Consider the following 21,948-nt stretch of genomic DNA (forward strand, 5'->3'; position numbering starts at 1 on the left):
CGCCAAGCTGTCATCTGCCCCGATTCCCGCGCGGGCAAACCATGCGGTCGCATTTTTTAATTGCTCAATTAACACAGATGTCGCAGCTTCACGTTCGAGGCCGCGCGTGATTCCGCGTGGCTCAAGAACATGGCCAATGGGAGTGGCGGCATGAATCTCGATTTCTCCGACGAGCAGAAAGCGCTCAAGGAACAGGTAAGGCGTTTCCTCGAGGACCGCGGCGGCGTTGCGCAGATGCGCGCCGTGCTGACGAGCGACGCCTCTTACGACAAGGATCTGTACAAGGGCCTCGCCGATCTGGGCGTGCTCGGCGCGGCGATCCCGGAAGAATTCGGCGGCGTCGGCCTGTCGCACCTCGACCTGTGCGTGGTGGCTGAAGAACTGGGCCGCGTGATCGCGCCGGTGCCGGTCGCCTCCTCGATCTACCTCGCCGCCGAATTCCTGGTGCAGGCGGGATCGCAGGCGCAGAAGGAAGCCTGGCTGCCCAAGCTGGCCGCGGGCGAGGCCATCGGCGCCTTCGCCCTGAACGAAGGCGAAGGCCGCATGGGGCCTGAAAAGATCAAGGCCAGCGTTTCCGGCGGCAAGCTCACCGGCACCAAGAGCCCGGTGGCCGATGGCGATTGCGCCGATGTCGCCATTGTCGCCGCCAAGTCGGACAGCGGTGCTGTATCGCTCTACGTCGTTGATCTCAACGGCCCCGGCGTCGAGCGCCGCACGCTCAATTCGATCGACCCGAGCCGTGGGCAGGCGGTGCTGACGTTCAGCGGCGCTCCCGCCGAACTGCTCGGCGGCGAAGGCGATGGCTGGCACATCGCCACGCAGGTGCTCGACCGCGCGGCGATCCTGATGGCCTACGAGCAATTGGGCGGTGCCGACCGCGCGCTGGAAATGGCGCGCGACTATGCGCTTGAGCGCATGGCGTTCGGGCGGCCGATCGGCTCGTTCCAGGCGATCAAGCACATGCTGGCCGACATGTACGTTTCGGCGACGCTCGCGCGCTCGAACTGCTACTACGGCGCCTGGGCGCTGGCTTCCGGCGCATCGGAACTGCCGGTTGCCGCTGCCACCGCGCGCGTATCGGCGAGCCAGGCCTTCCAGCACTGCGCCAAGAACAACATCCAGGTGCACGGCGGCATGGGCTTCACGTTCGAATACGATTGCCACCTGTTCTATCGCCGCGCCAACGCCCTCGCGCTCGCGCTCGGTTCGGTTTCGACGTGGGAGGACATGCTGGTTGACCGCATGACCACCGGCAACGTCGCCGCTGCCGCCTGACCCCTTTCGTTCGGAGAGCAAACATGGACTTCGAAGATACCCCAGAAGAAGCCGCCTTCCGCGCCGAAGTGCGCAGCTGGATCGACGCCAACGCCCCCAAGCACCTTGAGGACCAGCTCAAGCGCGCCAACTTCGGCGACATGGGCGTGACCAGCGAGGACCCCATCCAGGCCTGCAAGTCGTGGCAGAAGAAGAAGGCCGAAGCCGGCTGGGCCTGCCTGCACTGGCCCAAGGAATACGGCGGCGGCAACCGCACGCCGATGGAACGCGTGATCTGGAACCAGGAAGAGGGCATCTTCCGCTCGCTCGGCGGGCTGTTCACTATCGGTCAGGGCATGTGCGGCCCCACGGTGATGGCCTGGGCCGATGAAGAGACCAAGCGCCGCATGCTGCCCCCCCTCGCCTCGGGCGAGGAAGTGTGGTGCCAGCTGTTCTCCGAACCCGCCAGCGGGTCCGACCTTGCCGGTCTTCGCACCCGCGCGGTCAAGGCCGACGACGGTTCGGGCGACTGGATCGTCAACGGCCAGAAGATCTGGACCAGCGGCGCGCAGAACTCCGACTGGGGCCTGCTGATCGCCCGCACCGACCCGGATGTGCCCAAGCACAAGGGCCTGACGATGTTCTTCCTGTCGATGAAGTCGCCGGGAGTCGAGGTCCGTCCGATCAAGCAGGCGAACGGCCAATCGTCATTCAACGAAGTCTACTTCACGGACGTGCGCATCCCCGACAGCCAGCGCCTCGGCGCGGTGGGCCAGGGCTGGGAAGTTTCGCTGACCACGCTGATGAACGAGCGCCTGTCGATCGGTTCGGGCATGTCGACCGGGTTCCCGCAGCTGCTGTCGCTGTGCATGGACGTCGAAGTGGACGGCAAGCCGGCGGTGCAGGATTCGAATGTGCGTTCGAAGCTCGCGCAGTTCGCGGTGCGCGAGATGGGCCTCAAGTACACCGGCATGCGTGCCATCACCGCGCTGTCGAAGGGCGAAACGCCGGGGCCGGAAAACTCGATCGGCAAGCTCGTCGCCGGCGCCACCATGCAGGACCTCGCGATGTTCGCGCTTGATCTGCAGGGCCAGTCGGGCGTGATCTGGGAGAAGGACGGCCCGCACGATGGCCGCTTCCAGGCGATCCTGATGCGCTCGCCCGCCACGCGCATCGAAGGCGGTTCGGACGAGATCCTGCGCAACATCATCGGCGAGCGCGTGCTGGGGCTTCCGGGCGACATCCGTGTCGACAAGGACGTGGCGTTCAAGGACATCCCGACCAGCGGCCGCAAGAAGGCTGCCGCCGCCGCCTGATCGCGGTATGCCGCAAACGAACGGAGGGCGCCCTGTGCGGAACGGGGCGCCCTTCTTCGTGTGGCGCGTGTTGCAGCACGGGCGATCCTGCGCCAAGGCGCCGCCATGGAGCAGACCCCTTACGAACTCTTCGGCGGCGAACCGACCGTGCGGGCGCTGTGCGCGCGGTTCTACGAGCTGATGGATACCTTGCCCGAGGCGCACGCGGTGCGCGCGGTCCATCCGCCGTCACTGGCGAATGCCGAGGCAAAGCTCTACGATTACCTGACGGGCTGGCTCGGCGGACCGCCGCTCTATACCGACAAGTATGGCCACCCGCGCTTGCGCATGCGCCACTTCGTCGCCCCCATCGGCCGGGCCGAGATCGAAGGCTGGCTGCTCTGCTTCGGTCAGGCGTGGGGCGAAGTGATCGCGCCCTCGCCGCTTGCGGACGCGATCATGGCAAAGGTCGAAGCGCTTGCCTGGCACATGGGCAACCAGCCCGAAGGCTGACGGCCAGCAGTCTGCTGGCCCCAAGCCTCACTGGCGAAAGCATCAGCCGACCTTGCGCTGGGCCACTTCCTGCGGAACGCTGCGCAGCGTGACGGCGGCGATGCGGCCATCCTCGTCAAGTTCGAGCGGCATCGAGAATTCCACCCCGAGCCGGTCGTCGTTCGACCAGCGGCACGTGGCCGTGACCGGGTAGTTTTCCGACAGCAGCACGCGGAAGATCGTTCCGGGCGGCACGTTCCACAGCCCTTCGATCAGCGCGCCGGTGCGGCTGATGTTGCGCACGGTGCCATGGTAGCGGTGCCCCGCGTGGTCGAGCACGACCTTGCGCAGCATCGTCTGGCGGCTGGCGCGTGCCGAACGCGGACCCTGCGCCACGGCGATCAGGCCCGAGGTCAGGCGCGATGCGGCGGCTTCGGCCGAAAGCGGGCGTTCGTAGATGTAGCCCTGCACGTGGCTGCAACCCAGAACGCGGATCAGGTCGAGCTCGTCGAGCGTTTCCACGCCCTCTGCCGTCGTTTCCATGCCCAGCGCTTCGGCCAGGCTGACGATCGAACCGATGATCGCACCGTTGCGGCTGCCCGGCTGCGTCGCGCCGCGCACGAAGGACTGGTCGATCTTGATCTTGTCGAACGGCGCCTTCTTCAGATAGCCGAGCGAGGAGTAGCCGGTGCCGAAATCGTCGAGCGCCAGCCGCACGCCGACCGACTTGAGCGCGCGGAACATCGCCTCGGTGTCGGAATCGTCGTTGAGGAACACGCTCTCGGTAATCTCGAGCTCCAGTCGCTGCGGATCGACCTGCGCATGGGCAAGCGCGCTGGTGACGATCGAGGGCAGCGAGGGATTGGCGAACTGCAGCGGCGATACATTGACGGCGACGCGCACGTTGGTCGGCCACTTGGCCAGATCCTGGCACGCGGTGCGCAGCGCCCATTCGCCGATCGTGGCGATCAGGCCGGTATCCTCGGCGATCGGAATGAACTTGGCGGGCGAGATGAAGCCCTGTTCTGGATGGTGCCAGCGCAGCAGCGCCTCGAACCCGGTGATCCGTTCGGTCGCGGTCTGCACCACGGGCTGGTAATACAGCTCGAGCCCGCCATTGGCGACCGCATCGCGTAGCTCTTCTTCGAGCTGGCGGCGCTCTTCGGCATCGCTGTGAAGATCCGGCGCATAGAAGTGGTAGCGTCCGCGCCCGCCATCCTTGGCCGCATAGAGCGCAAGATCGGCGTTGCGGATCAACGCTTCGCTGGTGACGCCGTCATCGGGCGCGAGCGCGATGCCGACCGACGCGCCGATCATCACCCGGCTACCGTCGATCGAATAGGGCTGCGAAAGCGCTTCGATCACCTGTGCCGCGATCGGCGCCAGCTTTTCGCGCTCGGTCTTGCCGGGCAGGATGACCTTGAATTCATCACCGCCGAGACGCCCGACCCGGCCGTGCTTGCCGATCACACGTTCCAGCCGCTGCGCCACCTGCTTGAGCAGGGCATCGCCCGCCGGGTGGCCCAGCGTATCGTTGACCTGCTTGAACCGGTCGAGATCGAGCAGGAACACGGCGCAGGCGCGGTGGCTGGCTTGCGGAGCGTTGAGGATCTTTTCCAGCGACTGCGACATGCGGAAGCGGTTCGACAGGCCAGTCAGCGAATCGAAGTGCGCGAGGCGGCTGGCGTGTTCCTGCGAGCGGCGCTTTTCGGTCAGGTCTGTGCCCGAGCCGCGGAAACCCTGGAAGTTGTTGAACAGGTCATAGGTCGGGCGGCCGGTGATCGACCACCAGCGTTCCTCGTTCTGCGTGGCGGCGCGAACCGCCAGGTCGGAAAAGCTCGACCGCGCGGAAAGGTGGAAGGCCAGCGTGCGCTCGCCCTCGCCCGACTGTTCGGCCAGGTTGAACAGTTCGGCCAGCGGACGACCGATCAGCTCCTCAACCTCGCGGCCGAGCGTGTCGGCCACGGGGCGCGAAAGATAGGTGATCTGGCCGCGGCGGTCGGTTTCCCAGAACCAGCCCTGCCCGGTCTCTTCATAGTCGGCGAGGATTTCCTGCGCGCGGGTCTGCACGCGGGCTTCTTCCTGAACGCGCTCCTCGGTGCGCAAGTCGATCTCGCGCTGGCGCATGTAGGCAACGCCCGCGATCGCCAGACCGATCAGCAGCGCAAGCAGGCCGCCCTGCGCACTGACCACGCAGGTGACACCCGACCACAGCGCGACCTGTGCCGCGAGCATGGCGGCGAGGCGCCCCGACTGGGTAACCGTGGTAAACAGCGAAATGGTTACCAGAAGCGCAAGCGATTGATCCCACGCGATATGTCCACCGTTCGCCCACAGGCCGACGGCCGTGCCGTAGACGAACATCGGCAGGACCACGGCAAGCGCGAGACTTGCGGTGCGCACGGCAGTGGAAAGCCGCGCGGTCTGTTCGAGCCGCACGGCGAATCGACCGGCGAAGACGATGATCGCGGCGACCAGCGCCATCACCGGCGCGGTCCACGAGGTAAACGCTGCGTTGACGACCGCGAGCCCGGCAATTCCGGCGGCCATCGGCAAGGCCATGTGCGGCCATTCGGGGCCGATCAGCGTGCGATTGCGACGATCGCCGAACAGGAAGACGTCTCCCGGCGGCACCGACGCGATGCGTTCGCGCCGCTTCTGAGTGCGGGCGAAATCACGGCCCGTCTGGGGCTTGGCGGGGAAATCGGCCATCACGACCGCCGGTTCATCGGACATGGTTTCCCGATTGCCCCATTTGCTTTGAAAAAGGCTTAACGCGGACCTGAAACCGCAGCCGGAACCTTGCGACTTTTGCCACCGGATCGAACCTGCTAGTCGCTCGCCCGACGGCGTCACGTTTGCGAGGGAAAATTGGCTTCGACTGCGGCATTTTCGATGATCGGCGTTGCCGGGCGCAGGCTTCGCGTGGGCCAGTGGCATGCCGAACAGACCGGGGCCCGGCCGCTCGTCATCCTCAACGGCATCGGCATGAACATCGAACTGCTCGAACCGATCGCGCGGGTGCTGACCGACCGTCGTATTATTGCGGTCGACATGCCCGGCATCGGTGGCTCGCCCGATCCGGTGTTCCCTTATACCATTCCCTGCATGGCGCTCGCGCTCGCCTCGCTGCTCGATCGCCTGCGCATCGAACAGGTCGATCTGCTCGGGATCAGCTGGGGCGGTGCGGTCGCCCAGCAGTTTGCCTTCCAGCATCGCGGCCGGCTCGGCAAGCTGGTGCTCGCCGCCACCGCCTCGGGCGGCGCGACGATGGTGCCGGGCAACTTCGCCCTGCTCGGCAAGATGGCCGATCCGCGCGAATATACCGTCGAGAAGGCGCTGCGCCGCAACCTCGCCATGCTCTACAACGGGGGCGGATCGGCGCGCGTTTCGCTGAACGCCGCCAAGGCGCCCTCGCCGCTCGGCTGGGCCTGCCAGATGACCGCGTTCGCCACCTGGACAAGCGTGCCGTTCCTGCCGCTGATCTCGGTGCCGACGCTGATCATGGCCGACGAGGAAGACCAGCTGATCCCGCCGACCAACTCGCACTTCCTGCACAATGCCATTCCCGGCAGCCGGCTCGAGATGTTCGAAGGCGGCGGCCACCTGTTCATGCTGTCGAAGTCGCACGAATTCGGCGAGAAGCTCACTGCTTTCCTCGACGAACGGCCGCACTACCCCAAGCGGGCCGCCTGACCCGCCTCAACGCTTTCCTTTTGCCGCCGGTCCGTCAGGCGGCGTGGATAAATTCCACAGCGCCACGGCTGGAGGCAAAAAGCGCCAGCGCGAGAAGGAGAGGCGGAGCAATATCGGGAATATTGCGAGCCGAGCCGACGCTGCGATGGCGCTTTTTGGTCCAGCCCCTTCTGGGTTGCCCTGTAAGAGGCCCCTGCGGCGTCGCTCAGCCTTGATGGAGGCCCACTCCACCTGCGGCCTCGCTCCTTGCCGGGGGCCTCTTACAGGGTAACCGTGGCGTTGCGGAATTTGCCCACGCCGCCTAGCATCTCCCGCAGAATCACAACAAACGCGCGGGAGAGCGCATGCGTCACATCGCGATCATCGGTTCAGGACCTGCCGGATACTATACAGCCGAAGCCGCCCAGAAGCAGTGGGGGGATGACGTCAGAGTCGACATCTTCGACCGCCTTCCCGTTCCCTACGGCCTGATCCGCACCGGTGTCGCGCCCGATCACCAGTCGATCAAGGGCGTCTCGCGCCGCTACGAACAGACCGCGCTGTCCGACAACGTGCGCTTCGTCGGCAACGTGACCATCGGGCAGGACGTTTCGATAGAGGAACTGCAGGGTTTCTACGATGCGGTGGTGCTCGCAACCGGCGCGCCGCGCGATCGCGGGCTCGACCTGCCGGGCGACCACTTGCGCAACATCCACGGCAGCGCCGCCTTCGTCGGGTGGTACAACGGCCACCCCGAATTCGCCGCGCTCGATCCCGACCTGTCGGGCGAAACCGCGGTCGTCATCGGCATGGGCAACGTGGCGCTCGACGTCGCGCGGATCCTGTCCAAGACGCGCGAGGAATTCGCCGGCAGCGACATCGTCGGCCACGCGCTCGAAGCGCTCGTCGCCTCGAAGATCCGCCGTGTGGTCGTCCTCGGCCGGCGCGGCCCTCACCAGATCATGATGACGCCCAAGGAACTTGGCGAACTGGGCCATCTTTCGCGCGCCGCGCCACGCGTCGATCCGGCGGACCTGCCCGATGTGGGTGAAGATGCGCTGCTCGAACCGGGCCTGCGCAAATCGGTCAACCACTTGCGCAGCTTCGCCGCGATCCCGGAAAGCCACCGTGCCGACGTCGACATCGAGGTGGAGTTCGATTTCTTCGCCGCTCCGCGCGCCCTGCTCGGCGATGGGCGGGTTGAGGCGATCGAAGTGGAGCGCACCCGCATCGAGAGCGGCCGCGCCGTCGGCACCGGCGAATTCTACGAAATTCCCGCCAGCCTCGTCGTCGCCTGCATCGGCTATCGCACCGCGCCGATTCCGGGCGTGCCGTTCGACGAGCGCGCCGGCCGCTTCGCCAACGACGAAGGGCGCATCCTGCCCGGCCTCTATTGCGTCGGCTGGGCGCGCCGTGGCCCATCCGGCACGATCGGCACCAACCGCCCCGATGGCTTCGCGGTGATCGAGAAGATCGCCGAGGACATGCCCGCCTTCGCCCACAAGGCGGGGCGCGAGGGGTTCGACGCGCTCGCGGCGCAGCGCGGGCTGGACGTCGTCACCTTCCGCGACTGGAAGCGGATCGAGGAAGCCGAAGCTGCCCGCGCCCGCGACGGCGCGCCGCGCGAAAAGTTCGTCGACGTAGCCGACATGATCCGCGCGCGAGGTTGACCGGGCCGCAACCCTCTGCCTTAATCGCTTAACTAAGTAAGGGGCGTGCGGCGACAGCTGCCGTTGCCAGGCGATTTAGGGAGAGAGGAAATGTCCGTTCGCGCGATGCAGCTCGGCGCAAAGCCGGCCACGCTAGACAGTCTGAAGGCGGTGGAGCTGCCCGATCCCGGCGCGCCGGGTGCTGGCGAAATCCGCGTGCGCATCCACGCCTCGTCACTCAACTTCCACGACTACGCCGTCGTTGCCGGCATGCTGCCGGCTCCGGCGGATCGCATCCCGATGTCCGACGGCGCGGGTGAAGTCGTGGCCATCGGCGATGGCGTGACCGAATTCGCGGTGGGCGACGCGGTCGTCTCGGTGTTCTTCCCGCTGTGGGAGGATGGCACGTTGCACCAGCCGATGCAGTTCTGCGTGCCGGGCGACAGCACCGATGGTTACGCCCGCACCGAGGTCGTGGTCCCGGCGCGTTGGTTCACCCGGGCGCCCAAGGGCCTCAGCCATAGCGAGGCGGCGACGCTCACTTGCGCAGGATTGACCGCGTGGCGCGCACTGTTCGTCGATGGCACGACGGGCCCGGCATCGACCGTGCTGATCCAGGGAACGGGCGGCGTATCGATCTTTGCGCTGCAGTTCGCCAAGGCTGCCGGGGCACGGGTGATCGCCACCAGCTCTTCGGACGAAAAGCTCGAGCGGCTGCGGGCCATGGGCGCGGACGAGCTCATCAATTACCGCGCCCATGCCGACTGGGGCGTCAAGGCGGCGGAGCTGACCGGCGGACGCGGCGTCGACACCGTGGTCGAGATCGGTGGTGCCGGAACGCTGGAACAGTCGATGATGGCCACGCGCGTCGGCGGCCATATCGCGGTGATCGGCGTGCTGGCCGGGTTCGCCGGGCCGGTCAACACCGCGCTGCTGATGAACAAGAACCTGCGCGTCCAGGGACTTACAGTGGGATCACGCGCAAGCCAGCTCGACATGATAGCCGCGATCGAAACCAACGGCATCCGCCCGGTGATCGATCGTCATTTCGCGTTGGAATCGCTGGGCGATGCCTTCCGCCACCAGATCAGCGGCGCCCACTTCGGCAAGATCGTCGTCGATATCTGATCGCCCGCCCGGGTGCGCCCAACGGCTCAGGCCGCGCGGCGCATCCGGCGCGCCACCCGAGAATCATTGCCCAGCTGGAAGCGGTCGACGAGTTCGGCCATGCGGTCGGCCTGCCCCGCCAGGTTGCGCGCCGCCGCGGTCGCCTCTTCAACCATCGCCGCGTTCTGCTGCGTCATCGTGTCGAGCTCGCCCACGGTCTCGCGGATCTGACCGATGTTGGTCGCCTGATCGCGCGCCGATGCGGCGATGCTGCTGGCAAGGTCGGCGATTTCGCCCACCCGGCCGACGATGCGCGAGAATGTCTCGCCCGTCTGTCCGACGATGGCCACACCGCGATCGACTTGCGCCGAGCTCGCGCCAATCAGGTTCTTGATGTCGAGCGCCGCTTCGGCCGAACGCTGCGCCAGCGCGCGCACTTCGTTGGCGACGACGGCGAAGCCGCGGCCTGCATCCCCCGCACGCGCCGCCTCGACGCCGGCATTGAGGGCGAGGAGGTTGGTCTGGAAGGCGATGCCGTCGATCACCGCGATGATCTTGCCGATCTCCTGCGCCGACCGCTGGATGTCGGTCATCGCCTGAACCGCCTCGCCCACCACGGTTCCGCCATCCTGCGCATCGGTATGGGTCTGGCGGACCGCATCGTGCAGGTTGCCCGCATCGTCGGCGGTGGACCGCACGCTGGCCGCGAGCGAGGTCATCGCCGCCGATGCTTCTTCAAGGCTTGCCGCCTGATGCTCGGTGCGCCGCGCCATGTCGTCGGAAGCCTGGCGGATCTGCTTGGCGCCGGTGTCGACCGAGGTCGAAGCCTGCGCCACTTCGGAAAGCGCCTCCGCCACCTTGGCGCGCATCGTTTCGAAGTCGGACTGGATCGCGGCGAATTCCTGCGGAAGGTTCTCGATCGCCGAGTGGAAATCGCCGTTGGTCATGCGCTGCAAGGCGCTGCCGAGATGGCCGATCACCTCGACACGCGCCTTTTCCGCAATCTCGAAATAGGTGGACAGCGCGATGTTCATGTCGAGCTGCGCCATCTTGACCATCGTGCCCGCCAGCCGCGCGGTGCGCCGCGGCGAAAGCGTCGGCAGCGCACCGGCGAGCCCGACCATGACCTCGTCGATCACGCTGGCATAGGCGCCGATGTACCAGTCGGGCGAAAGGCCGATCCGCGCGTGGACCCGGCCGATCGTGCGCGCGCTTTCAAGGTACGTCGAATCCGGACGGCCTGAGAACATCGTCTGCCAATGCTGCAGCTGCTTGTCGCGCGCATGGTTCATCGCCGCGCGCGAACCGAACAGACCGGCGATTTCGGGGCTCACCGCGATCCGGTCGTAAAGGCGTTCGAGCGCCGGCGGCGCCAAGCGCGCCATCGCCGCCGAAATCGCTGGAAACCGGCGATAGTCATCGTCGGTCAGGCTGAAGAAATCGAGCGTGCGGGAAAGGGAGGGCGTTGCTTGGGACATGACGCAGCTTCCAGAAAATGGTTGCTGCGTTATGTCACAAGGCTCTCAATCAACCTTGGCCGCCGATTAGGTACGATTACGGCGTCCGAGAGAACATCTGGCTTTTGGGCGATCTCACACCCGCATCGGCATCAGCACGTAGAGCGCCGGTGCCTTGTCGTCCTTGCGGATCAGCGTGGGCGCTCCGGCATCGGCGAGGTGCAATTCCACCGTATCGCCGTCGATCTGGCTGAGGATATCCTTCAAATAGTTGGCGTTGAAGCCGATCTCGAAGCCTTCGGCGCGATAGTCTGCCGCAAGCTCTTCGGCCGCGGTGCCGTTGTCAGGGCTCGTCACCGACAGCGTCACGCGGTCGGCTTCGAGCGCCATCTTCACCGCGCGGGTCTTCTCGGTGGCGATGGTCGCCACGCGGTCGACGCCCTGGAAGAACGAGCGCGGATCAAGCTTGAGCAGCTTGTCGTTGCCGGTGGGTATCACGCGGTTGTAATCGGGGAACGTGCCGTCGATCAGCTTGCTGGTGAGCACCACGCCATGTTCGCCGCCCAGCGTGAAGCGCACCTTGCTGGCCGAAAGATCGACCAGCACGGCGGTATCGAGCACTTCTTCGAGCAGCTTGCGCAGTTCGCCCACGCATTTGCGCGGCACGATCACGTCGGGCATGCCTTCGGCGCCATCGGGCCGCGGCAGGGTGTAGCGCGCCAGGCGGTGGCCGTCGGTCGCGGCGGCCTTCAGCACATCGTCCGCGACGTGGAAGAAGATCCCGTTGAGATAATAGCGCGTCTCTTCGGTGCTGATCGCAAAGCGCGTGCGGTCGATCAGTTCAGCCAGCGTGCGCGCCGGAATCTCGAAGCTGGTGGGCAGATCGCCTTCGACGATCACCGGGAAATCGTCGCGCGGTAGCGTCGGCAGCTGGAAGCGGCTGCGCCCGGCCTTGACCACCATGCGGTTGTCGGCGGTTTCAAGGCTCACCTGCGAACCGTCGGGCAGCTTGCGCGCGATGTCGAACAGCAGGTGCGCCGACACGGTGATCGCGCCCGGCCCTTCGACCGAGACGGCGGGCATCGATTCCACGATCTGCAGGTCGAGGTCGGTGGCCATCAGGCGAACCGAATTGTCGGGCGACGCCTCGATCAGCACGTTCGACAGGATCGGGATCGTGTTGCGCCGTTCGACCACGGACTGGACGTGGGACAGACAGCGCAGGAGCGTCGCGCGTTCGATCGTCGCCTTCATTCTCGTCTCTCGTCCCCCCAGTCGGCAGGGTTCAGCATGCCCGGCCGGTCGGTGTCAGCTAAGGTTTCCTGTGGCGGAATCGCCCGGAAACACAGGTCAATTCGGACTACCTTCCTTAGCGCGCGGACCGGCGCGGGCAAGCGCTCCGGCGCCGCTGCCAAGCGAAGCTGTGCATAAACTGCAGGAATTGCGCCTCAATCGAGCCGGCGCAGCCCATCGAACATGTTGGCCGTCGCCGCGATCCACGCGGTGATCAGCCGCCAGCCGTCCGGCGTCACCGCTGCGGGATCCTGTCCCGCATCGCGCAAGGCGGTGGTGATGCGGTTGAGATCGCCCTGCGTCACCTTCTCGGCCGGGTTGTTGGTCTTGCCTGGACCGATATCGAGCGCATCGTCGATCAGCGACACCGGAATGCCGATCGCCGCCAACCGGGCATCGAGCACGTCGCGCCCCATCCGCCCGAGCGTGTAGTCGACATAGGCATCGGTCTGCTTGGCATCGAGGAACTGGTCGCGCGCGCATCCTTCCACCACGCGGCGCAGTTCATCGATCACCGGGCGGTTGCGATCGGGATCCTGCGCCACGATCGCATCGGCCACGCGCGCATCGAGCCCCACGGGCGCTGCCTTGACCGCGCAGGCCAGCGCCTCGGGCGAACGCGCCTGCGCCCCTTGCGCGCCAGCGAGCAGCGCCAGCGCCACAAGGACCTTGCGCATCATCAGGAAAGCATCGCCATGCCGCCGTTGACGTGCAGCGTCTGGCCGGTGACGTAGCCTGCTTCCTTGCTGGCAAGATAGGCCACGGCTGCGCCGATGTCGCTGCCTTCGCCCATCCGGCCCATCGGGATGCGGGCGTTCAGCGCATCCTTCTGCGCATCGGGCAGAACGTCGGTCATGGCGGTGCGGATGAAGCCCGGTGCCACGCAGTTGACGGTGATGTTGCGGCTGGCGAGTTCCTGGCCGAGCGACTTGCTCATGCCGACAAGGCCCGCCTTGGCCGCGGCATAGTTGACCTGCCCCGGATTGCCCGTGGCGCCGACCACGCTCGTCACGGTGATGATGCGGCCGAAGCGCGCTTTCATCATCGGCTTGGTCGCCGCGCGCATCAGGCGGAAGGCCGCTTCAAGGTTGACCTTGATCACCGCGTCCCATTCCTCGTCCTTCATCCGCATGGTGAGATTGTCGCGGGTGATCCCGGCGTTGTTCACAAGGATGTCGACCTTGCCCAGCGTATCCAGCGCGGCGGGGACGAGATGTTCGACCTGTTCGGTGTTCGACAGGTCGCAGGTGATTTCGACGTGATCGTGGCCGTAGGTTTCGTTGAGTTCCTCGCGAAAGGCGCGCAGCTTTGCCGGGTTGGTCCCCGAAAGCGCCAGCCGCGCCCCCTGCCGCGCCAGCGCGTGGCTGATCGCCGAGCCGATGCCACCGGCCGCACCGGTCACGAGGGCGGTCATGCCGCTAAGATCGAACAGGCGGTTTTCCATGGCTCAGATATCCTTCAGGATGGCTTCGATGTCGGCCATGCCGACGACGCTGGTAACCGACACATCGGCCACGGTGCGGTTGATCATGGGCGAAAGGACCTTGCCGCCCAGTTCGATGAACTGTTCGACGCCGGCGTCCTTCATGGCGATCGCGCTTTCGCGCCAGCGCACGCGGCCGGTCACCTGCTCGACCAGCAGGCGCTTGACTTCGGCAGGGTCGGTCACGACCGCTGCAGTCACGTTGGCGAATAGTGCCACGCGCAGCGCGGCCGGCGGCGTCTTTTCGAAGGCTTCGGCCATGGCATCGGCCGCCGGCTGCATCAGCGGGCAATGGAACGGCGCGGAGACGGGCAGCAGGACGCCGCGCTTGATGCCGTGGTCCTTGACCAGCGCCACGGCGCGCTCGATCGCGCCCTTGTGGCCCGAAAGCACGACCTGCGTGGGATCGTTGTCGTTGGCAACGGTGCAGACTTCTCCTTCCGCCGCCGCTTCGGCCAGTGCCGAGGCTTTCTCGATATCGGCACCCAGCAGCGCCGCCATCGCACCCACGCCCACCGGCACGGCCGCCTGCATCGACTGGCCGCGCAGCTTCAGCAGGCGCGCAGTGTCGGCAAGGCTGAACGCGCCTGCGGCACAGAGCGCGGTATATTCGCCCAGGCTGTGGCCCGCGACGAAGTCCGCCTTGTCAGCGAGCGCAATGCCGCCTTCCTTTTCCAGCACGCGCAGCACGGCGATGGCGTTGGCCATGATCGCGGGCTGGGCGTTCTCGGTCAGCGTCAGCGCGTCTTCCGGCCCTTCCTTCATGATCTGGAACAGCTTCTGGCCCAGCGCGTCGTCGACTTCCTCGAAGACTTCGCGCGCGGCGGCGCTCGCCTCGGCGAGTTCCAGCCCCATGCCGACCTTCTGGCTGCCCTGCCCCGGGAAAACGAAAGCTCTCATGTCCTCTACGCTCCTTTGGGCGCGCGCCCTATTGCCGTCACTCGCGCGGGGCAAGCCCGAACGGGACGATCTTGTTGTCGATATCGTGGCCGATGTCGGCCGAACCCAGGAAGGAGAGGCCGGCAACCCCGCACCAGTGCCGCGCCATGGCTTCCGGCGCAAAGCCGAACGGCCGGTCGTTCTCGGGAACGTCGCTGACGCGGCCGAGGCGGAGGCCGGCAGCCCCTTGCGCGGCAAGGGCGTGGCAGACGTGGAACAGCAACCGGTCAACGGCATAGTCGTATTCGGCCACCTCCTCGACCAGCACCTCGTGGCCCGCAAGGTCGGGCATCAGCGGCGTGCCCAGCAGCATGGCCAGCGTCATGAGGTTGAACGCAACGCGGGGGCGCGCCCCCGCCGAGGGCTCGATCCCGTCGCGCGCTCCGCTCAGGAAGCCGAGCGTGCGCCGCACCGCCGCCTCGCCGCCGGTGCGCCGGATATCGGTCGGCATGGGCGCGTGGACCTGCCGCCCGATCGCTGAACGATAAAGCGCGCCCAGCAACGTGCCGCCGTCCGAATACCCGAGGTAGAGCTTGTCGCGCGCCGCCGCGCCCGCCTGCGCCACGGCATCGGCAGCGATCCGGTTGGCACCATAGCCGCCGCGCACGAACCACACGGCATCGAACGCCGGATCGTTGGCGCAGTCGAGAAAAGCCGCCAGCCGCACGGCGTCACTTCCGGCGAAGTGGCCCTCAACTGCAAAGCACTGTTCGTGGAAATCGAGCGCAATGGAGGCGAACTCCGCCCCGGCCAGCGCCACCACGCGCGCCGCATCGTCGCGAGTGAACGGGGTCGAAGGGGCGCAGATGGCGACACGCATCGACTTGCCATAGCGACAACCACAAGCCGGCGCAAAGCAATGGGCCAACGTTTGGGGGCCGAAGTCTGGACTGGCGTGGCCGTTGCTGTAGTGCGTTGCCCCCATGACCTCTGCCACAGCCACCGACCTTACCTCGCGCCCCTGGTTCTTCTGCGGCATCGGCGGATCGGGCATGCTACCCCTCGCCCTGATCCTGCGCGGCCTTGGCGCAAGTGTCGCCGGCTCGGACCGCAGCCGCGACCAGGGCCGCACGCCGGAGAAGTTCGCGTGGCTCGAAAGCCTGGGCTTCACGCTGTTCCCGCAGGACGGCAGCGGCGTCACCTCGTCCGAACAGGTGCTGGTCGCCAGCGCTGCGGTGGAGGACACCGTGCCCGAAATGGTCCGCGCCCGCGAGCTTGGCTGCCCGCGCATGAGCCGCGCCGAACTTCTCTCGCGCCTTTTCAACGCAAGCAGGACCGGCATCGCCGTCGGGGGCACGAGCGGAAAGTCGACCGTCACCGGGATGATCGGCTGGATCATGACGCAGGCGGGCCGCGATCCGACGGTGATGAACGGCGCGGTGATGAAGAACTTCCGCACGCCCGATGCGCCCTTCGCCTCGGCCCGCGTCGGGAGCGGCGAGCTGTTCGTGTCCGAGGTCGACGAAAGCGACGGCTCGATCGCGCTCTACACCCCGGCGATCGCGGTGCTCAACAACGTCAGCCTCGATCACAAGAGCCTGGAGGAACTGCGCGCGCTGTTCGGCGATTTTCTGGCGCGCGCCGCGATCGCGGTGATCAACGCCGACGATCCCGAAAGCCTCGCCCTGCGCCCGCGCGCCCATGCTTCGCTGACGTTCGGCTTTTCGACCGAGGGCGACATTTCAGTCGATGCCGCCACCATCGCAGAGCATCCCACCGGCATCGCGGCCACCGTGATCGATCGCCGCGACGGCGCTGCTGTGCCGCTCGCCTTGCAAGTGCCTGGCCGGCACAACCTCGCCAACGCGCTCGCCGCGCTGGCTGCCGCCAACGCCGCCGGCCTGCCCCTCGTCGAAGCGGCGCGGGCGCTGGAAGGGTTCACCGGCCTTGCCCGCCGCTTCGACATCGTGGGCACCAGCCCATCGGGTGTCACCGTGATCGACGATTTCGGCCACAACCCCGAAAAGGTCGCCGCCACGCTCGCTACGCTGAAAGCCCATCCCGGCCGCGTGATCGCCTTCTTCCAGCCCCACGGCTATGGCCCGCTGCGCCAGATGGGCGCGGAACTGGCCGAGGTGCTGGCCACCAGGCTCGACAGCGATGACGTGACCATACTGTGCGATCCGGTCTATTTCGGCGGCACGGTCGACCGCTCGGTCGGCTCCGAACGCATCGTCGCGCTGGTGCAAGGCCACGGCGGCCAGGCTGAACACATCGCGTCGCGCGATCATTGCGCCGACCGCATCGTCGCGCTTGCGCGCCCCGGCGATCGCATCGTGATCATGGGCGCGCGCGACGATACCTTGTCCACGTTCGCGCGCGACATCCTCGCCCGGCTCGCCTGAGATCGCCCCCCGCCTTAACAAAAAGCCCCCGGGCCGTACGAAATCGTCGCGAGTTCACGGCAACCGTTTGGTGCCGGGCGCGGTGCTAGGTCCCCGCTAACCCGCCGGCATCCCCGCGCCGGCCGGGGCAGCGTGGGGCCTGGCCATGACGATCCGCGAAACGAGCCGAAAAGGCGGGCTCAGCATCACCTGCATCCTCCTGGCCGCCGCCACCGCGCTTGCCGTCGGCGTGGCGCGCGTCCGCGTCGGTGGACCCATCTACACCCGCGTCGAGGAACTGGCCGACTTCAACGCCGATATCCTTCCCCCGCCGCTGTTCCTGACCGAAGCCATGCTGACCGCATCGGATGCCGCGAACATCGGCGGCTCGCTCGATGAGGACAAGGCAACGCTCGCGCGCCTTGAACGCGAATACCGCACGGCGCGCGATCGCTGGGCAAAGTCGGAACTCGACCCCGCGCTCAAGGCTGAACTTGCCGCCGGGGCCGGCGCGTTGGGCGATCGCTTCTGGACCGAGATCGACCAGAACCTTGTCCCCGCGCTGGAGCGCAACGATGCCGATGGCGCCGCGCTCAGTCAGGGCAAGGCGCGCCTGCTCTATCGCAAGCACGCCGATGCGGTGCGCCAGCTGACCGGGCACACGGCCAAGGTGCGCGAAGCGTTGTCGGACCATGTCCACCTGACCATGCGGCTGACGCTCGGCGTGATGGCTCTCGCCGGGATCGCGGTGCTGGCCATGGTGTTCGTGGCGCTGCGGCTGCTGGGCCGACATGTACTCACCCCGCTTGCGGCCACCGCCGAGCTGATGACCGACATGGCCGGGGGCGACCTCGACCGCACCCCCGATCATACCGACCGGGCCGACGAAATCGGCGACATGAGCCGGGCCATCGCCGTGTTCCGCAGCGCCGGGCAAGCCGCCCGTGAAGCCGCAGAAGCCCAGGCCGAGGTGGTGCGCGTGATGCGCGGCGCGCTGGATCGCCTGTCCGGCGGCGATCTCGTCCATCGCATCGAACAGCCATTCGCGCCCGACTACGAAGGCCTGCGTACCGCCTACAACACCGCCGCGGTCAAGCTGGACCGCCTCGTCGCCCAGGTTTCGGTGTCGGCGGGAGACGTCAAGGTGGGCGCGGCCGAGATCCGCGGCGCAAGCGACGACCTGTCGCGGCGCAACCAGATCCAGGCTGCTAGCATCGAGGAATCGGGCGCCGCCGTGCAACAGGCGGTCGACTTGGTCCACGATACCGCGCGCCGCACTGCCGAGGCGCACGGCGCAATCGGCGCGGCCAACAGCGAAGTCGCCAACGGCCGCCGGATCGTCGACGATGCAGTGCGGGCGATGACCGCAATCGAGAGTTCGTCACAGCAGATCGGGCAGATCGTCGACCTGATCGATGCCATCGCGTTCCAGACCAACCTGCTGGCGCTGAACGCCGGGGTGGAAGCAGCGCGCGCTGGCGAATCGGGACGCGGGTTCGCCGTGGTCGCCACCGAAGTGCGCGCGCTCGCCCAGCGATCCGCTGAAGCTGCGCAGGGGATCAAGACGCTGATAGCCACCAGCACGCGCGAAGTCGCCGCCGGCGTCGCCCTCGTCGGCAATACCGGAGAAGCGCTGTCGGCCATCGTCGAGCGCACCGCCGGTGTCGGTGCCCTGATTGCCGACATTGCCCGCGCATCGGAACAGCAGGCCGTCAGCATGGATCACGTCAATCGCGCGGTGGGCGATATCGACCGGCTGACCCAGCAGAACGTGGCCATGGTGGAGGAAAGCACCGCCGCCGCTCGTTCGCTTGCCGAAGAGGCGGAAGCGCTCGCCGAAATCGTCTCGCAGTTCCGCACCTCAGGCCGGCAACCCGGCGCCATGCGCCGGGCGGCCTGACGCGAAAGCCCGAGGTCAGGCGAAGCGCTTTTCCAGCAGCACCAGGTGCGGGTCGCCATCGAGCCCATGCGCCTCGAAGCCCTTTTCGCGCTCCAGCTCGATCGCGGCGTGGTTGTCGCGATCCTCGATCGAGATCACCCGCTCCAGTCCGCGCCTGTCTGCTTCGGCCGCAAGCAGGTCCAGCATCGTCCAGCCCACGCCCCGGCCGCGATAATCGCTGCGCACCGAAACGGCGATCTCCCCGGTCTGCATGCGCGGATCGCAGGCCAGCATGGCCGAGGCGACGATTTCCCCTGTGGTCGCATCGAACGCCACGAAGCTTTCGGTGCGCCAGTGGTCGACATGGGTCAGTGGCTGGAGTTGCGCGTGTTCGAGATGGCCGATCGCGGTCAGGAAGCGAAAGCGCCGGTCTTCCGGGCTCACCTTGTCGAAGAAATCGGCCAGCACGCCTTCGTCTTCCGAAAAGGCGGCGCGCACGGTCAGCACGGTTCCGTCACGGGTGGTCATCTGGGTCATCGGGGCAAGCTCCGCAAGCGTGGTGATCTGGGGCATGGCGGGATCTCCGTCGATCTGGCGTTGTGATGCGGCGACGTTAGCAACCGCAGCATCGTGCACCTTGATCCAGCGCAATCGCGCGCTTGCAAAAGACACGGTTTTGCTTGCGTTTTGCGGGGGCTTGGCCTAGGGGCGCGCGGTCCCTCGGACGGCCTTCACCGGCCCGATGTACGGATGCCCGCCATGGCATGAGGCCCGGCGGGCGGTTCGGCCCTTTTTGGCCCGTCGTTTCCGCATGGTGCGGAAGGCGGAGGAAAGACCGGCGGAGACAACCGCCTGGCCGGAATAACACGATACAGGAAGCATAGCATGGCTAGCACTCCCACGCGCGACGACTTCGCCGCGCTGCTCGACGAGACGCTGGGCGCCGCCGCGAATGGCGGTTTCGAAGGCCGCGTCGTCAAGGGCACCGTCACCGCAATCGAAAACGACAAGGCCGTCATCGACGTCGGTCTCAAGAGCGAAGGCCGCGTGCCGCTGCGCGAATTCGCCATGGCCGGTCAGCCGCATGGCCTTTCGGTCGGTGACGAAGTCGAAGTCTACGTCGACCGCGTCGAAAACGCCGACGGCGAAGCGATGCTCAGCCGCGACCGCGCCCGCCGCGAAGCCGCCTGGGACAAGCTTGAAAACGAATTCGGCGAAGGCAAGCGCGTCGAAGGCGTGATCTTCGGCCGCGTGAAGGGTGGCTTCACCGTCGATCTCGACGGCGCCGTGGCCTTCCTCCCCGGCTCGCAGGTCGATATCCGCCCGGTCCGCGACGTGACCCCGCTGATGGACATGCCGCAGCCGTTCCAGATCCTGAAGATGGACCGCCGTCGCGGCAACATCGTCGTCTCGCGCCGTGCGGTGCTGGAAGAAACCCGCGCCGAACAGCGCTCGGGCCTGATCCAGAACCTCAAGGAAGGCCAGATCATCGACGGCGTCGTCAAGAACATCACCGACTACGGTGCGTTCGTCGACCTGGGCGGCATCGACGGCCTGCTCCATGTCACCGACATGAGCTACAAGCGCGTCAACCACCCGAGCGAAGTCATCGCCATCGGTGACACGGTGCGCGTCCAGATCGTCCGCATCAACCAGGACACGCAGCGCATCTCGCTGGGCATGAAGCAGCTCGAAAGCGATCCGTGGGATGGCGTCGCCGCCAAGTACCCGGTCGGTGCGAAGCTGCACGGCACCGTCACCAACATCACCGAATACGGCGCCTTCGTGGAGCTGGAGCCGGGCATCGAAGGCCTGGTCCACGTTTCGGAAATGTCCTGGACCAAGAAGAACGTCCACCCCGGCAAGATCGTCTCGACCAGCCAGGAAGTCGACGTCATGGTGCTGGAAGTCGACAGCGACAAGCGCCGCATCTCGCTCGGCCTCAAGCAGGCCCAGCAGAACCCGTGGGAAGCCTTCGCCGAAAAGCACCCGGTCGGTTCGACCGTTGAAGGCGAAGTCAAGAACGCGACCGAATTCGGTCTGTTCATCGGCCTCGATGGCGACGTGGACGGCATGGTCCACATGTCGGACATCGCGTGGGGCATCTCGGGCGAAGACGCGCTGGCCCTGCACCGCAAGGGCGAGCAGGTTTCGGCCGTGGTCCTCGACGTCGATGTCGAAAAGGAGCGCATCTCGCTCGGCATGAAGCAGCTTGAAAAGGGTGCTCCGGCTGCCGGCGGCGTCTCGGCCGGTTCGGCTGGCTCGCTGCGTCGTGGCGAAGTCGTCACCGTCACCGTTCTCGAAGTCCGCGATGGCGGTCTCGAAGTGCAGGCTGGCGAAGACGGCGCGACCGGCTTCATCAAGCGTTCGGATCTCGGCCGCGACCGCGACGAACAGCGTCCGGACCGCTTCCAGGTCGGCCAGAAGCTCGATGCCATGGTCACCGGCTTCGACCGTTCCAAGAAGCCGAACTTCTCGGTCAAGGCCCGCCAGCTGGCCGAAGAGAAGGAAGCCGTGGAACAGTACGGTTCGTCGGATGCCGGCGCTTCGCTGGGCGACATCCTCGGTGCCGCGCTGAAGGCCCGTTCGTAAGAACGAGAGCCCTTAGCGGGACAAAGCAAGGCCCGTCCGGAGCGATCCGGGCGGGCTTTTGCTTTGGTGCTCGGATGGAGTAGGCTCCCCAAATGCGCGCCACCTGCCAGTGCGGCCAGCTCGTCGTAGAGATCGAAGCCGGGTACCAGACCGACCAGATCGTCGCCTGTCATTGCCTTGCCTGCCAGCGCCGCACCGGCTCGCCATTCGGCATTCTCGCCTACTTCCCCGCTGCCGCCGTGAAGATTGCAGGCGTCGCGCATGAATATGCGCGGGCCGGAACCAGCGGCGCGGTCTTCGTCAACGGCTTCTGCCCCAGCTGCGGCGCAACCATGTGGTGCCGCACCGAATTGAAGCCAGATACCATCGGCGTGCCCGTGGGCGCCTTCGCCGATCCGGCCTTCCCCGCCCCTGTCCGATCAGTCTGGGAAGAGACGCAGCACGATTGGGTTGCCATTCCCGGCGCGATCCCGCACTTTCCGCGCGGTCGCAGTTGAGGATGCCCGGAT

At 66.7% G+C, this 21,948-nt stretch carries 18 protein-coding genes; 10 read left to right on the plus strand and 8 right to left on the minus strand.

Features of this window, described 5'->3' with window-relative positions; all coding sequences use genetic code 11:
• Window positions 1-150 precede the first annotated feature (150 nt).
• The 3 genes from AACH40_RS08760 (at window position 151) to AACH40_RS08770 (ending at window position 3,062) form a co-directional block, all read left to right on the plus strand.
• Window positions 151-1,275, plus strand: coding sequence for an acyl-CoA dehydrogenase family protein (locus tag AACH40_RS08760; RefSeq protein ID WP_338645677.1), 1,125 nt, complete (start codon window positions 151-153; stop codon window positions 1,273-1,275).
• A 23-nt stretch (window positions 1,276-1,298) separates the two neighbouring features.
• A complete protein-coding gene (locus tag AACH40_RS08765) occupies window positions 1,299-2,570 on the plus strand; it encodes an acyl-CoA dehydrogenase (protein WP_169493407.1) in 1,272 nt (423 codons plus the stop codon).
• 105 nt (window positions 2,571-2,675) lie between these two features.
• Entirely contained in the window at window positions 2,676-3,062 is a 387-nt protein-coding gene (locus AACH40_RS08770) for a group II truncated hemoglobin (protein ID WP_338645679.1), read from the plus strand.
• 42 nt (window positions 3,063-3,104) lie between these two features.
• Here AACH40_RS08770 and AACH40_RS08775 read toward each other — a convergent pair whose 3' ends face one another.
• A complete protein-coding gene (locus AACH40_RS08775; RefSeq protein ID WP_338645681.1) occupies window positions 3,105-5,777 on the minus strand; it encodes an EAL domain-containing protein in 2,673 nt (890 codons plus the stop codon).
• 135 nt (window positions 5,778-5,912) lie between these two features.
• Here AACH40_RS08775 and AACH40_RS08780 point away from each other — a divergent pair, with 135 nt between their 5' ends.
• The 3 genes from AACH40_RS08780 to AACH40_RS08790 all read left to right on the plus strand — a co-directional run bounded on the left by AACH40_RS08780 (window position 5,913) and on the right by AACH40_RS08790 (window position 9,493).
• A complete protein-coding gene (locus tag AACH40_RS08780) occupies window positions 5,913-6,737 on the plus strand; it encodes an alpha/beta fold hydrolase (protein WP_240959677.1) in 825 nt (274 codons plus the stop codon).
• 344 nt (window positions 6,738-7,081) lie between these two features.
• Window positions 7,082-8,386 carry an FAD-dependent oxidoreductase gene (locus AACH40_RS08785; protein ID WP_338645684.1) on the plus strand — a complete coding sequence of 435 codons (1,305 nt, stop codon included), beginning with the start codon at window positions 7,082-7,084 and terminating at the stop codon, window positions 8,384-8,386.
• Between the two features lie 90 nt (window positions 8,387-8,476).
• Window positions 8,477-9,493 (plus strand): NAD(P)-dependent alcohol dehydrogenase, encoded by a 1,017-nt coding sequence (locus AACH40_RS08790; RefSeq protein WP_338645686.1) that lies wholly within the window; start codon window positions 8,477-8,479, stop codon window positions 9,491-9,493.
• Window positions 9,494-9,519: 26 nt separating this feature from the next.
• On the opposite strand, the gene AACH40_RS08795 is transcribed toward AACH40_RS08790, so the two are convergent.
• The 6 genes from AACH40_RS08795 to AACH40_RS08820 form a co-directional block, all read right to left on the minus strand.
• Window positions 9,520-10,950: a globin-coupled sensor protein gene (locus AACH40_RS08795; protein ID WP_338645689.1), complete on the minus strand. Its 1,431-nt coding sequence runs from the start codon at window positions 10,948-10,950 to the stop codon at window positions 9,520-9,522.
• Window positions 10,951-11,064: 114 nt separating this feature from the next.
• Window positions 11,065-12,183, minus strand: a complete 1,119-nt coding sequence (dnaN, locus tag AACH40_RS08800; RefSeq protein WP_169493413.1) for a DNA polymerase III subunit beta — start codon at window positions 12,181-12,183, stop codon at window positions 11,065-11,067.
• A gap of 194 nt (window positions 12,184-12,377) precedes the next feature.
• Entirely contained in the window at window positions 12,378-12,902 is a 525-nt protein-coding gene (locus AACH40_RS08805; protein ID WP_338645691.1) for a hypothetical protein, read from the minus strand.
• Window positions 12,902-13,654 carry a 3-oxoacyl-[acyl-carrier-protein] reductase gene (fabG, locus tag AACH40_RS08810; RefSeq protein WP_338646004.1) on the minus strand — a complete coding sequence of 251 codons (753 nt, stop codon included), beginning with the start codon at window positions 13,652-13,654 and terminating at the stop codon, window positions 12,902-12,904. Before fabG ends, AACH40_RS08805 begins: the two co-directional genes overlap by 1 nt.
• A gap of 15 nt (window positions 13,655-13,669) precedes the next feature.
• Entirely contained in the window at window positions 13,670-14,605 is a 936-nt protein-coding gene (gene fabD, locus AACH40_RS08815) for an ACP S-malonyltransferase (RefSeq protein WP_338645693.1), read from the minus strand.
• A 37-nt stretch (window positions 14,606-14,642) separates the two neighbouring features.
• Complete coding sequence (locus AACH40_RS08820) at window positions 14,643-15,464, minus strand: LD-carboxypeptidase (RefSeq protein WP_338645695.1); 822 nt, start codon at window positions 15,462-15,464, stop codon at window positions 14,643-14,645.
• Between the two features lie 103 nt (window positions 15,465-15,567).
• Here AACH40_RS08820 and AACH40_RS08825 point away from each other — a divergent pair, with 103 nt between their 5' ends.
• Window positions 15,568-16,989, plus strand: coding sequence for a glutamate ligase domain-containing protein (locus AACH40_RS08825; RefSeq protein WP_338645697.1), 1,422 nt, complete (start codon window positions 15,568-15,570; stop codon window positions 16,987-16,989).
• A 145-nt stretch (window positions 16,990-17,134) separates the two neighbouring features.
• Window positions 17,135-18,868, plus strand: coding sequence for a methyl-accepting chemotaxis protein (locus tag AACH40_RS08830; RefSeq protein ID WP_338645699.1), 1,734 nt, complete (start codon window positions 17,135-17,137; stop codon window positions 18,866-18,868).
• Between the two features lie 15 nt (window positions 18,869-18,883).
• Here AACH40_RS08830 and AACH40_RS08835 read toward each other — a convergent pair whose 3' ends face one another.
• Entirely contained in the window at window positions 18,884-19,519 is a 636-nt protein-coding gene (locus tag AACH40_RS08835) for a GNAT family N-acetyltransferase (RefSeq protein WP_338645701.1), read from the minus strand.
• A 213-nt stretch (window positions 19,520-19,732) separates the two neighbouring features.
• Here AACH40_RS08835 and rpsA point away from each other — a divergent pair, with 213 nt between their 5' ends.
• Together rpsA and AACH40_RS08845 are read left to right on the plus strand one after the other, a co-directional pair.
• Window positions 19,733-21,439, plus strand: a complete 1,707-nt coding sequence (gene rpsA, locus AACH40_RS08840) for a 30S ribosomal protein S1 (protein ID WP_169493418.1) — start codon at window positions 19,733-19,735, stop codon at window positions 21,437-21,439.
• 92 nt (window positions 21,440-21,531) lie between these two features.
• Window positions 21,532-21,936: a GFA family protein gene (locus tag AACH40_RS08845; protein ID WP_338645708.1), complete on the plus strand. Its 405-nt coding sequence runs from the start codon at window positions 21,532-21,534 to the stop codon at window positions 21,934-21,936.
• Window positions 21,937-21,948 lie beyond the last annotated feature (12 nt).

It is taken from the genome of Novosphingobium olei, assembly GCF_037076535.1.
Classification (GTDB): Bacteria; Pseudomonadota; Alphaproteobacteria; order Sphingomonadales; family Sphingomonadaceae; genus Novosphingobium; species Novosphingobium olei.